This window comes from Micromonospora sp. NBC_01412 (genome assembly GCF_045040215.1).
In the GTDB taxonomy this organism is placed as follows: domain Bacteria; phylum Actinomycetota; class Actinomycetes; order Mycobacteriales; family Micromonosporaceae; genus Micromonospora; species Micromonospora rubida.
Genome location: NZ_CP109528.1, coordinates 1,720,157 through 1,734,625 on the forward strand (window position 1 = coordinate 1,720,157; position 14,469 = coordinate 1,734,625).

Consider the following 14,469-nt stretch of genomic DNA (forward strand, 5'->3'; position numbering starts at 1 on the left):
CTAACTCCGGTTCGTGCCGGTGGCGGCCACCTTGGCCAGCAGCAACGCCTCGGCCCCGCAGACCCGGGCGAACTCGCCGAGGTGCAGGCTCTCGTTCGGCCCGTGTGCCCGGGCGTGCGGGTCCTCGACGCCGGTCACCAGGATCGCGGCCTGCGGGAACATCTCCTGGAAGGTGGCGATGAACGGGATCGAGCCGCCGATGCCGATGTCCACGGGATCGGTGCCGTCCCAGGCGGTACGGAAGGCGTCCCGCGCCGCGTCGAACATCGGCCCGGACGCGTCGATGACGCACGGGTCGCCGTCGTGCTCGATCGTCACTGTCAGCCGGGCGCCCCACGGCGTGTGCTTGGCGAGGTGCTCCTGGAGCGCCGCGTACGCCCGCTTCGGGTCGTCGCCCGGCGCCAGCCGTACGCTCAGCTTGGCCTTGGCCGCCGGGACCAGGGCGTTCGGGGCCTCGCCGGTGGCCGGGGCGTCGATGCCCAGCACCGCGAGCGCCGGCTTGGTCCACAGCCGGTCGGTGATCCGGCCGGTGCCGATGAACGACACCCCCTCGGCCAGCCCGGCCTCGACCCGGAACCGGTCCTCCGGGTAGTCGACGGAGGCGCCCTCCCGGGCGACCAGCCCGGCCACGGCCACGTCTCCGGCGTCGTCGTGCAGGGTGGCCAGCAGTCGGGCCAGCGCGGTCAGCGCGTCCGGCACCGGGCCGCCGAACATGCCGCTGTGCACAGCGTGGTCCAGGGTGCGGACCTCGACGAAGCAGTTGACGATGCCGCGCAGCGAGGTGGTCAGCGCCGGCACGCCGATGTCCCAGTTGCCGGAGTCGGCGATCACGATCACGTCCGAGGCGAGCTCGTCGCGGTGCTCGGCGAGCAGCCGCTCCAGCGAGTCCGAGCCGTACTCCTCCTCGCCCTCGATGAACAGCACCACGCCGACCGGGAGCCGGTCCCCGAACGCGCGCAGCGCCGCGACGTGCGCCATGATTCCCGCCTTGTCGTCGGCGGCGCCCCGCCCGTACAGACGGCCGTCGCGCTCGACCGGCTCGAACGGGTCGGACTCCCACAGCGACAGGTCGCCGACCGGCTGCACGTCGTGGTGGGCGTAGAGCAGCACGGTCGGCGCACCGGGCGGGGCGGCCCTCGTCCCGATCACCGCCGGCTGCCCGCCCGAGCGCACGATCCGCACGTCGAGGTCGCAGCCGCGCAGCAGCTCCGCCACGGCCTCGGCCGAGCGTTCCACGTGCGAGTGGTCGAAGCCCTCGAAGGCGATGCCGGGGATGCGGACGAGTCGTTCCAGGTCAGCGCGGACGCCGGGCAGTTCCCGCTCGACGGCGGCCCGCACCTCGGCGTCGGACATGATCGGTAAGGTCATGACCGGCATGGTATGCCGGCCTTACCTTCACCCGCCGTTCCCCCAGAGGCGGACCTACTCCCGGAGGCGGACGTACTCCCGGTCGGGATCGTGCGGCACCGCCGGGTCGCCGTCGACCACGAGGTCCACCGCGTCGGCCGTCGCGTCGGCGGCGAAGTGCGCCCGCTCGCCGGCGTGCCAGCGGCGCAGCTCCGGCAGGATTCCCGGCCCGTCCCGGGCCACCGCCCGGGTCAGCCGCCGCTCGGCGGGCGCGGCGACCAGGACCGCCAGGGTCAGCTCGGGCCGGACCACGGCCCGCGCCGAGCTGACCCCCTCGACGAGCACCACGGGAACGGGCGGCACCGGCACCTCGCGGGGCAGGAAGGACCGGCGCACCCAGCTGTACCGCTGGTACCCGCCCGGCCGGCCGGCGCGCAGCGGCGCGAGCACCCGCGATTCCAGCCGGGGCCAGAAGGTGAGCTGGTCGTCCCAGCCGTCGAGAAGGTCGTCGGTGTGCACCACCGGCGGTCGCCCGCCGCCGGGCAGCGCGGCGAGGGCATCCGCGAGGCGCGCGGCGAAGACGCTCTTCCCCGCGCCGCTGGGCCCGTCGACCGCCACCAGTCGGGTACGCCCCAACCGCGCCGGCCCGGCCAGCACCCGCCGGCCCAGTTCGGCGTACGTCTCGACGACCGGCACCACCACGGACCCGACGCTAGCGGTCCGGGGCGCCCCGCCCACGGCGGGTACGTCGTCCGGTCGAACCGAGGCCGTTTCACCGCACGGACCACCCGGGCGGCGGGCATGATCGTGCCGTGCGCCACAACGTGATGAGCCCGGGCGTCGACGCCCTGCTGGAACAGGCCCGCTCCGGGGTCCGCCGGCTGACCCCGCACGAGACCGTCGAGACGGTACGCCTCGGCGCGCTGCTCGTCGACACCCGAACCGAGCCGCAGCGCCGGGAACAGGGCGAGCTGCCCGGCGCGGTCGTCATCGACCGGACGGTGCTGGAGTGGCGGCTGGACCCGGCCAGCGACTGGCGCATCCCCGAGGCCACCGGGTACGACCGGGAGATCGTGCTGGTGTGCCGGCAGGGCTACAGCTCCAGCCTGGCCGTGGCCAGCCTGCGGACGCTCGGCCTGCACCGCGCCACCGACATGGTCGGCGGGGTGCAGGCGTGGCGGGAGGCGGGGCTGCCGATGTCCGACCGCCCCGCCGACATCCGTTACTGACCCGCCCGTCGTCCGACGCTGCGGTCAGGCGGGTTCGGCGACCCGGGCCAGCCAGTCGGCGGCCTCGGCCGGAGCGAGCGTCTCCTCCACGGTCAGCGCCGCGGACATCAGGGGGAACCGCCGGATGTTGTTCCAGCTCCGCTGGTACGGCGGCGGGTCCAGGACCACGACGCGGGTGTCCTCGAAGAGCGGGATGTCCGCCGGGGCGCCCTCGTTCCAGATCCACTTGCCGTGCCCGTCGACCAGGTTGAAACTGCCGACGACCGTGCCGCTGAACCGGTCCTCGGGGGCATCGGTGGCCACCTCGACCCAGGACGGGTCGACGGTCAGTCCCTCGATCAGCCCCCGCTCGGCCGGCCCGGCGAGCGCCCCCGCCAGCAGGGTGTGCAGCTGGAAGTTGTCGGCGACGCCGTCGATGGTTACCCGCCAGCCCTGGCCCGTCGCCCGGTGCAGCACGAGCAGCCGCTCGCCGTCGAGCACCCGCAGCAGCCCGAGGACGCACTCCAGGTCGGGCCGCTCGCCGGCCAGCTCCGCCCCGACCGCGAGCAGCCGCTCCCGGTGCGGGAATGTGGCCCGCGCGGCGGCGGACTGCTGCAACAGGGTGATCGCGGGCATGGCCCAGGTGCCGGCCGCGTACCAGCCCTGGACCGCGTCGAGGGCGGCCTGCTCGTCGCCGTACGCCTCGGTCAGCACCCCGATCGCCGCGTCCATGGTGCCGGGGTCCTCGGGGTCGGGCAGCGCGTCGTCGCCGCGTACCCGCTGCCAGCCGGACCGGAACCGGTGCGCGCCGGTGAGGGCGGCGGCGAACCCGTCGGCCACCGGGACGACCAGCGGGTCGGGGCGGGCGCCCAGCTCGACCAGCGCCCCGCAGAGGACGGAGAACTGGCCCCCGGCCCCGGCGCCGAGCTGCGGCAGCAGCGCCACGCACCGGGGCAGGACCGCGTCCAGTTCCACGACGGACGCCTGCGGCGCCACCTGCCAGACCCTCGGCACGGCCCTGGTCATGGCGGTGCCGTCGCGCCCGCGTACGGCCGCCTCGACGGCAGCGATCCGGTCCGCCAGCTTGCCCCTGCGGTTGAAGATCATCGGCGCAGCCTAGCGAGCGCGCTCGCCCGTCACGGCCCTCCGCCAAGCCCGTGATCGACTCGGGGTGGCCGGCCTGCGACTGTCCGGAAATGTGCGACACGTCACTGTCGAAGGGCGGTCGGTCAGCCGGGCGCGCCGGGTGGGATGAACGGGAGTCCGGCGGGCGGGCCGGACTCGATCAGTCGCCACAGGGCGTCGGTGTCCAGGTGCTCCTCGACCAGGTCACCGAGCAGGTTCAGGGAGCGCTCGCGGGCGGCGGCGAACGCGGTGTCCGGGGCGACCAGGAAGCCCGTGCGGCCGGCGAGCCGGGCCGCCTCGGTGAGGAACCGGCGGCGGAACGCGTCGGACTCGAAGGCCCCGTGCCAGTGGGTGCCGCACACCGCGCCGAGCACCGCCCCCTCGCCGGTGCCATCGTCGTACGTCAGCAGGGGCGGCAGCGTCGGGTCGGCCGACGAGACGTACCCGTGGTGGATCTCGTACCCCCGGACCGGGACCCCGGGGTCGGCAGCGGCGGTGCCGGCTGATTGCCGGACGGTCTTGCGCTCCTCGAAGGTGACCTCGACGGGCAGCAGGCCCAGCCCGGGGACGCTGCCGGCGCGGCTCTCCACCGGGTCGTGCACGGCGCGGCCGAGCATCTGGAAGCCGCCGCAGATGCCGAGCACCGGCTTGCCGGCCGCCGCGTGGACGAGCACGGCGTCGGCCAGCCCGGTCTCCCTCAGCCAGGCGAGGTCGGCCACTGTGGACTTGGAGCCGGGGAGCACGACCACGTCGGCGGCGGCCAACTCGGCGGGCTCCACGGTCAGCCGGACCCGGACGCCGGGCTCGGTGGCCAGCGCCTCGACGTCGGTGGCGTTGCTGATCCGGGGCAGCCGGACGACCGCCACGTCCAGCCAGTCGGCGCCGTGCGGGGCCGCCGGCCGGCCGAGCACCCGGCCGTACGCGAGGGAGTCCTCGGCGTCGAGCCACAGGTCGAGGTGCCAGGGCAGCACCCCGTACGTGGGACGGCCGGTGACCCGGTGCAGCATGTCCAGCCCCGGCTGGAGCAGCCCGAGGTCGCCCCGGAACTTGTTGATCACGAAGCCGGCGATCAGCGCCTGGTCGGCCGGGTCGAGCAGGGCCACGGTGCCGAACATCGAGGCGAACACCCCGCCCCGGTCGATGTCGCCCACCACGATCGTGGGCAGGCCGGCGTGCCGGGCCAACCCCATGTTCACGTAGTCACCGGCCCGCAGGTTGATCTCCGCCGGGCTGCCGGCCCCCTCACAGACCACCACGTCGTACGCCTCGCGCAGCTCGGCGAGCGCGGCGAACGCCGCCTCGGCGAGCCGGGGCCGCAGGGCGTGGTAGTTGCCGGCGGTGACCGTGTCGACGGCCTCGCCGAGCAGCACCACCTGGCTGGACCGGTCGCTGCCCGGCTTGAGCAGCACCGGGTTGAACCGCAGGTCGGGGGCGATCCCGCAGGCCGCCGCCTGCATCGCCTGGGCCCGCCCGATCTCGCCGCCCCGGCCGTCCGGGCCGACCACCACCGCCGAGTTGTTGGACATGTTCTGCGCCTTGAACGGCGCGACCCTCACCCCACGCCGGTGCAGCCACCGGCAGATCCCGGCGGTGAGCACGCTCTTGCCCGCGTCGGAGGTGGTCCCCGCGACCAGCAGCCCCCCGCTCACCACCCGTGCCCGGTCCCGCGCGCCCGGGTGGCGAGGCCCCGCCAGCCCGTCCTCGCCACCGCGCCGGCCAGCCGACCCACGGTCACCGGGTACGCGGCGGCCACGCCGAGCGCGGCCAGCCCGACCGCGCCGGAGATCCGCGCGGCCCGCTTCAGGTGCCGCGCCTCCGGGCGGGGCCCGTCGCCCAGGTACGGCCGCACCTCCGACCGCCCGAAGTAGATGTTGCGCCCGCCGAGCCGTACGCCGAGCGCCCCGGCCATCGCCGCCTCACACTGCCCGGCGTTCGGGCTGGGATGGTCGTTGCGGTCCCGCAGCCAGACCCGCCACGCGCGGCCCCGGTCGCCGTGCGCGGTCGGGGCGACCGCGATCGTGAGCAGCCCGGTCAGCCGGGCCGGGGCGAGATTGAGCACGTCGTCGAGGCGAGCCGCCGGGGTGCCGAACCGGGCGTACCGGGGCGACCGGTGGCCGACCATCGCGTCGAGCGTGTTGGCCGCGCGGTAGCCGAGCAGGCCGGGCAGGCCGGCGACCGCCCCCCACAGCAGCGGCGCCACCACCGCGTCGGAGGTGTTCTCGGCGACCGACTCGACGGTGGCGCGGGCCAGCTCCGGCTCGTCGAGCGTCGACGGGTCCCGCCCGCACAGGTGCCCCAGGCGGCGGCGGGCCTTCGGCAGGTCCCCGCCGCGCAGCGCCCGGCCCATCACCTTCGACTCGTGGCGCAGGGTGCGCCCGCCGAGCACGGTCCAGGTGGCGGCAGCCATCAGCACCGCCCGGCCGACCGGCCGGTGCCGGGTGGCCACCGTCGCCGCCGCGCCGACCAGCACCGGCACGCCGACGGCGAGCGCGGTGAACACCACACCGGCGGTACGGTCCGGCCGGTACACGCGCTGTTCCAGCGCCCCGGCCGCCCGGCCGAAGCCGGCCACGGGATGCCACCGCCGGGGGTCACCGAGGAGAGAGTCCAGGGCATACCCCGCCACCAGACCTGCCGCGTTAGCCACGGCGACCGACTGCCGCACTCGCCACCACCTCCGGCCGGCCAGCCTAGCCGCCCCTGGAAACCCCCATGACTCGTTGCCCACCCCACCTCCAACGACTCGGCTCAGCGAACAGGCCCGCCGCCGCGTAGGGCCGACGAGTACCTGCGTTCCCGGTACAGCGACGCCGGCGCGCTCGCCGTTTTCGACCCCCGCGACGGCCGCTGAGCTCGACCGACCACCCAAAGCCGGGCCGACCACCCAGAGGCGGGACCCCCTTCGCATGCTCTTTGGAGCTGAAGTCGTCTGCGACATCGCCCCGGGCGAGTCGTTTACGACATCAACTCCAAAGGGCATGCGAAGGACCAATCGGCCAAGAGCCGAGAAGGGGCGGACTGCGCCGAATACCTGCACCAGCGGTGAAAAGGGCATTCTCGAACCACTGTGACGGGACTTACGCCATGCGGCGCCCACCGCCGGCCGTCACCGGTAACTGATCAACTCCAGCAGAGATCCGTCGGGATCACGGAAGTAGACACTTCTGCCGTGGCCGCGCCCGCCGTCGCGGTCGACCGGCCCCGCCTCCACGGTGACGCCGTGCCGCTGGAGATGGTCGAGAATCTCGTCCACCGTCCCGGGCCAGGAGAAACAGAGATCACTGCCACCCGGGGCGACAGGACGCCGAGCGACCAGTGCCCCGACGTCCAGGCCAGGGCCCGGAGGCGGCCGAGCACCTGACCCGGCTCAGCCCCGACTCGCCCCCGGGCAACCTCACCGACCGCTTCCTGTCCTGGGCACGGGCGCGCGGGTAGCCGCCGCCGCCCGCCCCGGTGCCGTCTCCTTCCCCCGTGGGAGAACCGGCACCGGGGCGGTCCTCTCCGCGGCGGCGGATCGGGGCGGACGACGCTCGACGGGCTGCCCCGTGCCGGCCCGTCGAGCGCCTCGGCCGATCGTCAGGCGGACACCGGGACCCGTCCACGGCCCCGCCGGCCCCGGCGGTCGGGTGTCACCCCGTCCGGCTCCCCGCCGGACGGTTCCGGGTCGTCGTGGCCGCCCTGGGCCGACAGGCCGACCTCACCGGCCCGGGCGACATCGCCGGAGGGCGCCTCGCCGTCAGGCAACGGGGACAGGTCGTCCCCGCCCAACTCCGTCAGCTCGTCGTCGTCGGCGGGGTCGGCCCGGTCGTCGAAGGGGTCCCCCGCCAGGTCCTCGAAGCCGGGGCCACCGGCCAGGTCCCGCCCGACGTGTGGGGCGTCGAACGAGCCCCGGGCCTGGTCGAAGCCGCCCGGCTCGAAGTCCTCGTCGAAGGGACGGTCGGCCGGCGAGGCGGGCGCCTGCCCCCGCGGGACCCGCTCGGTCGGCTCCCCGTGCACCCGGGTCTCGGCCTCGGCGTCCTCGACGATGCTGGTGGCCATGCTCGGCCGGTTGCGCAGGAACCGCCCCCGCCCCCGGGCCAGGTCGTGCCCGACCGCGACCGCCTCCATCTCGTAGAGGGTGCGGTGGTTGCCGGCCTCGTCGGTCCAGTCCCGGGTGTAGAGACGGCCGGCCACCACGACCGGGTCGCCGACCATCACCGAGGAGGCGACCCCCTCGGCCAGCTTGCGCCAGCAGTTGACGCGTACCCGAAGGCTGTTGCCGTCGACCCACCGGCCGCTGTCCCGATCGAGCCGGCGTGCGGTGGAGGCGACCTTGAAATTGGCCACCAACGTGTTGCTCTGGGTGGTGCGCCGCCACTCGGGGGCGGTCAAGACGTTTCCGACGATCGTTACGTGGGTGTCAAACATCGTCCCTCCAGGGGAGAACCGGGACTTGCCATGGCGAGTCGACTCACCGCCGAGCCTGGCCGTCCCGGCCCTTCGTCGCCATCGATCGGTCGCCACCTGTGGACAACGGAGCGGCCTGTGGACGACGACCTGATCAAGGTCCCGATGTGCTATGTCCCCCGGTGGAGTCAACGCCTCGGCCGGCGGCCGGTCGCCGACTGTCGGCGCGGACGCCGGGGACGGGGTGCCCGGCACAGGACAGTCGGAGCCGGGGTGTTTCCGGACGGCCTGTGGCTGGGTACAGCTTTGATCAAGCGAGCACCACCGACGGCGCGCCGGCTGACAGTAGGCGGCATGCCGTCCGATCAGAAGGGCCACGGAAGATGACTCTCTGCCGACTCCGTACGACCGGTTCCGTCCGTACCGAGGGCGAGGCCCGCCGATGAGCGCCGTGGCGAACCCCGCGACCGTGTCCGAGTGCCTGCGCGTCGGTGCCGGGTTCTCCCAGGGCGACCGGAACTGGATCGCCACCCAGTTCGCCACCCTCGACGCCCGGCTGGCCGGCTTCCACGCCGACGCCACCGAGCTGGAGGTGTCGGTGAAGGATCGGGAAGCCCGGGGGCAGAAGGTCACCCTGGAGTGCTGGATCGCCGGCCGGCAGAAGATCGTCACCACCTCGTCGGAGGAGGACCTGCACGCCGCGCTCAACGACGTGCGGGACGACCTGCGTCGCCGGCTCAACGACGCCAAGACCAAGCAGGAGCCCCGGCACAACAAGCACCTGCGCGACACCGGCCAGGCTGGGGCAGGCGCGGGAGAGGTCGACCTCGACGTTGACGTCGACGCGCCCCGGGTCGCCGCCGAGACGGCCTGATCAGGACCTGAGCAGGACCGGCGGGAGGGTGGGATATGCCCCATCCTCCCGCTTCGGGGCTACCGCCGGGTAGGTTCCCGGCGTACCGTCGCGGTCGTGGAACCGGACGTGCTGGGGCCGCCGTACGAGCGGCAGACGATCGACCTGGGCACCGACGACGAGGGACCGGTCGTCGCGACCCTGGTCCGCCGACGGGCTGACCGCCCCACCGGCCGGGCCGTGCTGTACGTGCACGGCTACGTCGACTACTTCTTCCAGACCCACGTGGCCGACTTCTTCGCCGAGCGGGGCTGGGACTTCTACGCCCTCGACCTGCGCAAGTACGGCCGCAGCCTGCTGCCGCACCAGACCCCGAACTTCTGCCGCGACCTCGGCGACTACTTCCCCGAGCTGGACGCCGCCGCGAAGATCATCTGTGAGGACGACGGCCACGACACCCTGCTCACCATGGGCCACTCCACCGGCGGCCTGATCATCTCGCTCTGGGCGCACGCCCGCCGCGACTCCGGCATCGTCGACGGGCTCGTCCTCAACAGCCCCTTCTTCGACATCAACGCCCCCTGGCTGGTGCGCAGACCCCTCGCGGCCGCCGCCTCCCGCCTGGCCCGCCGGGCGCCGCGCCGCATCATCCCCGCCGGCGTCGGCAACGTGTACGGCGAGAGCCTGCACACCGAGCGACGCGGCGAGTGGACGTACGACCTGGCGTGGAAGCCGCTCGCCGGGTTCCCGGTCCGGGCCGGCTGGCTGGCTGCGATCCGCGCCGGCCAGCGGCAGCTCCGCGCCGGCCTCGACATCCAGGTGCCGGTGCTGCTTGCCTGCTCCACCCGCAGCTTCCGGGGCACGAAGTGGCACGACTCGGCGGCACTCGCCGACGCCGTCCTGGACGTGGAGCACATGGTCCGCTGGGCGCCCCGCCTCGGCCGGCACGTGACCCTGGCCCGCTTCGACGGCGGCATGCACGACCTGACCCTTTCCGGCCCCGCCGTACGCGAGAAGGTCTTCGCCGAGGTGGGTCGGTGGGCGGAGGCGTTCCTCGGCGCCGGCCCGACCCCCTCGGTGCCCCCGACGCCCTCGGTGCCCGCCAGCCGTGAGCCGGCCGAGCAACGACCGGGCGTGGCCGAGCAGGGCGCGGAGACGACCGCGCCGAGCTGACCGGGGCCAAACTGGGGTGCCCGACGCGGGCGGATCATGCGACGCTGGGCGGGCGCCGACGGCCGCCCCGTCGCACTCGCCCCGGCAGGTGCGGCGGTACCCTCTTGGCGCGACACCCACGACGCGCGCCCGTAGCTCAGCGGATAGAGCAGGGGACTTCTAATCCCAAGGCCGCAGGTTCGAATCCTGCCGGGCGCACAGCACTTTCTCTCAGCCGATGAAGCCGCGTGGTGCGGCGCGTGGTGCGAACGAGCTAGCTTTGCCGCGTGGCAACCTCGAACGGACGTCGGAAGCGGCAACGCGGCGAGATCGCAACCCTGCCCAGCGGCTCACTGAGAGTGAAGGTCTACGCGGGCGAAGATCCGATCAGTGGCAAGCGGCACTACCTGACCGAGGTCATCCCCGCCGGCCGCACCGCCGCCAAGGATGCGGAGAAGGCGCGCACCCGGTTACTGGCCCAGGTGGACGAGCGGCGCAACCCGCGCACCCGCGCCACACTCGACCAACTCCTAGACCGGCGGCTTGAGGTGGCCGACATCGAGGCCACCACCCGCATGGGGTACGTGAACAAGCTAAACAAGCACGTCCGGCCGGTGCTCGGCAAACTGCCGGTCGGTCGACTCGACGCTGAGACGTTGGAGTCGTTCTACGCGAGCCTGCGTCGCTGTCGGGACTGGTGCGGCGGCAAGGCGTTTGTGAAGCACCGGGTGGCAGGTGAGCACACCTGCACGGCGAAGTGCCGGCCGCACGTCTGCAAGCCGCTCAGCGCGTCGTCAGTGCGGCAGATTCACTGGATTCTCAGTGGTGCCCTCAGCCGTGCCGTCCGGTGGCGCTGGATCGCCGTCAACCCGGCCGGGCAGGCCGAGCCGCCCGCGCCGCCGCATCCCGACCCGCAGCCGCCGAACCCGGCCGATGCCGCGCGCATCATCAACGAGGCGTGGCGCGACCCGGACTGGGGCTCGCTGGTCTGGCTCGCCATGACCACCGGCGCCCGCCGCAGCGAGCTGTGCGCGCTGCGCTGGCACCATCTCGACCTGGCCGCCGGCGTACTGACGCTGCGACACAGTTCCTACCTGGACGCAGACGGCACGCTGCGCGAGAAGGACACCAAGACGCACCAGCAGCGGCGGGTAGCGCTCGACGCGGAGACGATCGAAGTGCTGCGCGAACTGCACGGCCGGTACCTCGACCGCCTGGGCCAGCTCGACGCCGACCCTGAGCCCACTGACTATGTCTTCTCCCCCGAGCCGGACAACAGCCGTGGCTACCGGCCCGACACCATCACCCAGCGGTACGGCCGGCTCGCTACCCGGCTCGGCATCACCAGCCACATTCACGCCCTGCGCCACTACTCGGCAAATGAGCTGATCAACGCGGGTGTCGACGTGCGGACCGTCGCCGGCCGGCTCGGTCACGGCGGTGGCGGGACAACGACGCTCAGGGTCTATGCAGCCTGGCTGTCGGAATCGGACCAGCGTGCGGCCGGGACGCTGGCGGCTCGGATGCCACCGCGGCCGGTCACGCCGACGCAGCGCACGGGGGCAAGCAGTCCGTATCAGAGGATCGCCGCCGAGCTGCGCGAGCAGATCGCGGCCGGGCGGCTGCGGCCGGGCGACCAACTCCCGGCGGTTGCCGAACTCGCTGCGGCGCACGGCGTCTCGGTCGGAACCGCTCATCGGGCCGTGGCTCTGCTGACCGCAGAGGGCTTGATAGACGTTGTCCGGGGTCGCCGGGCGACCGTCGCATACCCTCGCGATGAGAACTCCCCAGATAGCCCTGGCGGCAACCTGGCTCAGGGTGCCGCACACATTCGGCCCATCCCACCCCGGTCTGCTCAACGGTGACCCCGACACACGCATTACGAGATCAAGATAGACGAGCCGTCGACCTGGGCACATGGCGGTCTAGCAGCGGAAACACTTCTCGACATCTCACACCACTCCCCTGCTGTCCGCCGACCTCTTGGGGACTAGATGCGGACTCGCCCGACCAACCATCCCCTGTGGTCTCTGGGCTCTCCGGCTGATCGGCGATCCACTTCAACTCGGCCCGGGCCTCCTTGGGGCGGCTTTGACTGCCTCCACCGGCTATCCTCGTGCGCGTGAATCGACGTGATCAGGCACTCACTCTCGCCGACGAACTGCTGGCGGACATTGAGCTTGGCAAGACGGACGCGCTGCAGATCGCACGGAAGGCATCCCGTCTTGCACGCATCCTCGATGACTTCGATGCCATGGAGTGGCTAGGCTACGAGGTAGCCGGCTACCCTGCCGGGAGCTCGCTCGATTAATCAAGTTGGAGCGCCGCCAAGAAATCCGGGCGTGTCACAAAGGACGAAGACGGGAAAGAAACCGCAACGACCACAACGCTGGGTGCTCTGGCGATGGATATCGAGGCGGGCATGGCGCAGATATCTGCCGCCGCTGACCGACCAGTGAGCATCTCTTCGGCGAATCCAAACCAGTATTTAGCGGTTCCTCGCGGGAGTACGGCGGAGCGTTCCGGCGTACGGAGCTACGTCGCAAAGTTAAAGGGCGTACACGATCGGGTCTCAGGGGCCATACATCAGTGGGTACTGGCAAGACACTATGAGCTTCGGTTCGGAGCTGCCGTTGAATCTGCCTTCGCCATCGTCAGATCACAAGTAGACGGAGACATCTCCCGGGTGGTGCCCGGTGCAGTGAAGGCACTCTCGGCGGCCTTTGAAAATGCCGCTTCTGACAACCCCGAACAATGGGCCAACGCGGCGGCAGCATGCCGGCGCTTGATCAAGGCTGTAGCGGATGCATTGCGGCCCCCCGGTCCGCCCGTCGGCAAGCGGGAAATGACGGATGAGAAATACATCAATCGACTTGCAGACTGGATTCTATCCCGCCCCACAGTTGGAGAGACGCAGCGAGATGTAATTGTCTCCGATCTGGAATTCCTGGGTCGAAGGCTCGCGGCATTCACCGACGCGGGAAACAAGGGCGTCCACGCGGAAGTCACGAAGTTTGAGGCGTCCCGCTACATCACCGGAACTTACCTGCTCTTGGGCGACGTGCTTTCATTGCACGCGGAGGGTCCGGTAGGTGATTCCGAAGAGGCAGCGACGCCAGAAGAAGGCGAAAACGCAGGGACGAGCTAAAAGCTGATTTCTGAGGAGGGCCGGGGTTCGGGGCGGAGCCCCGAGGTCTTCCGATCCTGTGACTCCCAAGCGTGGCCGGCCGGCGGCCCGCTTGCGGGCCGCCTTGACTAGATCACATACCAACTCGGCAACTGGGTGCCGCCGCCCTCCGCCCGACCGGCTATCACCCCCGCTCGGCATGATGGACCTATGCATTTGCTAGTGCTCGGCGGAACCTGGTTCGTAGGCCACGCGATCGTCACGGCCGCCATCGACGCTGGCTGGGAGGTCACCACGTTCAACCGGGGCACCTCCGACCCCTTCTTACTGGACGTTTGTTTCACCTTCGGCAGTAGCGGCCGATTCACATCTCGACTCCGGTAGTCCAAGATGCCCACTCTGATCCGGAATGAAGCTATTACTCGCGGTTCAACCCTGACCGGAATCAGAGCATTTCACCCCGCGATCGTGTCTGGTTCACTTTCACCCCGACATCGACGCACATGACGTCCGTCGAGCCGACACCCGCACGCCGTACGCCTGCACCATGACCGAACGACGAGCCTATCCATCCGACCTGTCCGACGCCCGGTGGGCCCTGATCGCACCCCGCCTGACCGCCTGGCGACAGGCCCGCACCGACGCCAGCGTCAGCGGCCGCGCCCCCACCCACGACCTACGCGAGATCCTCAACGCCATCCTGTACGTCAACCGCACCAGAGCGTGAAAACCTCCACCAACGTCCCACTGTCCACACAGGGCACCGACGCCGGAAAGAAGATCGTCGGCCGCAAACGCGGCATCATCACCGACACCCTCGGCCTACTCCTCGCCGTCGCCGTCACCGCAGCCAGCGCCAGCGACAACACCATCGGCATGGACCTGCTCGACCAGGCCACCACCACCTACCCCACCCTGACCAAGACCTGGGTCGACGCCGGATTCAAAAACCGCGTCATCGAACACGGCGCCCAACTCGGCGTCGACGTCGAAATCGTCACCAAGGACCCACAGGTCAAGGGCTTCAGCGTGGTCAAACGCCGATGGGTCGTCGAACGCACCCTCGGCTGGCTCATACACCACCGCCGACTCGTCTGCGACTACGAAGCCCGACCCGACAACTCCGCCAGCATGATCACCATCGCCATGATCGACAACCTCGCCAAACGCCTCACCGCCGAAACCACCCCAACCTGGCGACACAGCTAAACCCACATAACCGGCAAAATACGTGAATCAGACGTCCTCTAAGGTGCATCCTTAGAGGCTCA

Annotated in this window: 12 protein-coding genes, 1 tRNA gene and 2 pseudogenes; 8 read left to right on the plus strand and 7 right to left on the minus strand. The window is 71.6% G+C overall.

What is annotated here, in order from left to right:
* Both OG617_RS07575 and OG617_RS07580 read right to left on the minus strand, forming a co-directional pair.
* Positions 1-1,353 (minus strand): dipeptidase, encoded by a 1,353-nt coding sequence (locus OG617_RS07575; protein WP_405103533.1) that lies wholly within the window; start codon positions 1,351-1,353, stop codon positions 1-3.
* A pseudogene (locus tag OG617_RS07580) lies at positions 1,295-2,240 on the minus strand (hypothetical protein). The gene OG617_RS07575 and the pseudogene OG617_RS07580 overlap by 59 nt, the downstream one beginning before the upstream one ends.
* Between OG617_RS07580 and OG617_RS07585 the strand changes: the two are divergent.
* The gene (locus tag OG617_RS07585; protein ID WP_396683252.1) at positions 2,175-2,576 is read left to right on the plus strand and encodes a rhodanese-like domain-containing protein; all 402 of its coding nucleotides are present in this window, start codon (positions 2,175-2,177) and stop codon (positions 2,574-2,576) included. The pseudogene OG617_RS07580 and the gene OG617_RS07585 overlap by 66 nt on opposite strands.
* A gap of 24 nt (positions 2,577-2,600) precedes the next feature.
* Here OG617_RS07585 and OG617_RS07590 read toward each other — a convergent pair whose 3' ends face one another.
* The 5 genes from OG617_RS07590 to ssb all read right to left on the minus strand — a co-directional run bounded on the left by OG617_RS07590 (position 2,601) and on the right by ssb (position 8,087).
* Entirely contained in the window at positions 2,601-3,662 is a 1,062-nt protein-coding gene (locus OG617_RS07590) for a hypothetical protein (protein ID WP_405099927.1), read from the minus strand.
* 122 nt (positions 3,663-3,784) lie between these two features.
* The gene (locus OG617_RS07595; protein WP_405099929.1) at positions 3,785-5,329 is read right to left on the minus strand and encodes a cobyric acid synthase; all 1,545 of its coding nucleotides are present in this window, start codon (positions 5,327-5,329) and stop codon (positions 3,785-3,787) included.
* Positions 5,326-6,345 (minus strand): cobalamin biosynthesis protein, encoded by a 1,020-nt coding sequence (locus OG617_RS07600; protein WP_405099931.1) that lies wholly within the window; start codon positions 6,343-6,345, stop codon positions 5,326-5,328. The genes OG617_RS07595 and OG617_RS07600 overlap by 4 nt, the downstream gene beginning before the upstream one ends.
* Before the next feature lie 441 nt (positions 6,346-6,786).
* Entirely contained in the window at positions 6,787-6,933 is a 147-nt protein-coding gene (locus OG617_RS07605) for a VOC family protein (protein ID WP_405099933.1), read from the minus strand.
* Between the two features lie 323 nt (positions 6,934-7,256).
* Positions 7,257-8,087 carry a single-stranded DNA-binding protein gene (ssb, locus tag OG617_RS07610; RefSeq protein ID WP_405099935.1) on the minus strand — a complete coding sequence of 277 codons (831 nt, stop codon included), beginning with the start codon at positions 8,085-8,087 and terminating at the stop codon, positions 7,257-7,259.
* A gap of 421 nt (positions 8,088-8,508) precedes the next feature.
* On the opposite strand from ssb, the gene OG617_RS07615 reads away from it, so the two are divergent.
* The 7 genes and pseudogenes from OG617_RS07615 (at position 8,509) to OG617_RS07645 (ending at position 14,407) form a co-directional block, all read left to right on the plus strand.
* Complete coding sequence (locus tag OG617_RS07615; RefSeq protein WP_396683097.1) at positions 8,509-8,940, plus strand: HPF/RaiA family ribosome-associated protein; 432 nt, start codon at positions 8,509-8,511, stop codon at positions 8,938-8,940.
* Between the two features lie 96 nt (positions 8,941-9,036).
* Positions 9,037-10,092: an alpha/beta hydrolase gene (locus OG617_RS07620; RefSeq protein WP_405099937.1), complete on the plus strand. Its 1,056-nt coding sequence runs from the start codon at positions 9,037-9,039 to the stop codon at positions 10,090-10,092.
* A gap of 125 nt (positions 10,093-10,217) precedes the next feature.
* A tRNA-Arg gene (locus OG617_RS07625) sits at positions 10,218-10,290 on the plus strand.
* 68 nt (positions 10,291-10,358) lie between these two features.
* Positions 10,359-11,936 carry a tyrosine-type recombinase/integrase gene (locus OG617_RS07630; RefSeq protein WP_405099939.1) on the plus strand — a complete coding sequence of 526 codons (1,578 nt, stop codon included), beginning with the start codon at positions 10,359-10,361 and terminating at the stop codon, positions 11,934-11,936.
* 257 nt (positions 11,937-12,193) lie between these two features.
* Positions 12,194-12,382 (plus strand): hypothetical protein, encoded by a 189-nt coding sequence (locus tag OG617_RS07635; protein WP_405099941.1) that lies wholly within the window; start codon positions 12,194-12,196, stop codon positions 12,380-12,382.
* Between the two features lie 93 nt (positions 12,383-12,475).
* On the plus strand, positions 12,476-13,219 hold the full coding sequence (locus tag OG617_RS07640) for a hypothetical protein (RefSeq protein ID WP_405099943.1): 744 nt from the start codon (positions 12,476-12,478) through the stop codon (positions 13,217-13,219).
* Positions 13,220-13,745: 526 nt separating this feature from the next.
* A pseudogene (locus OG617_RS07645) lies at positions 13,746-14,407 on the plus strand (transposase).
* Positions 14,408-14,469 lie beyond the last annotated feature (62 nt).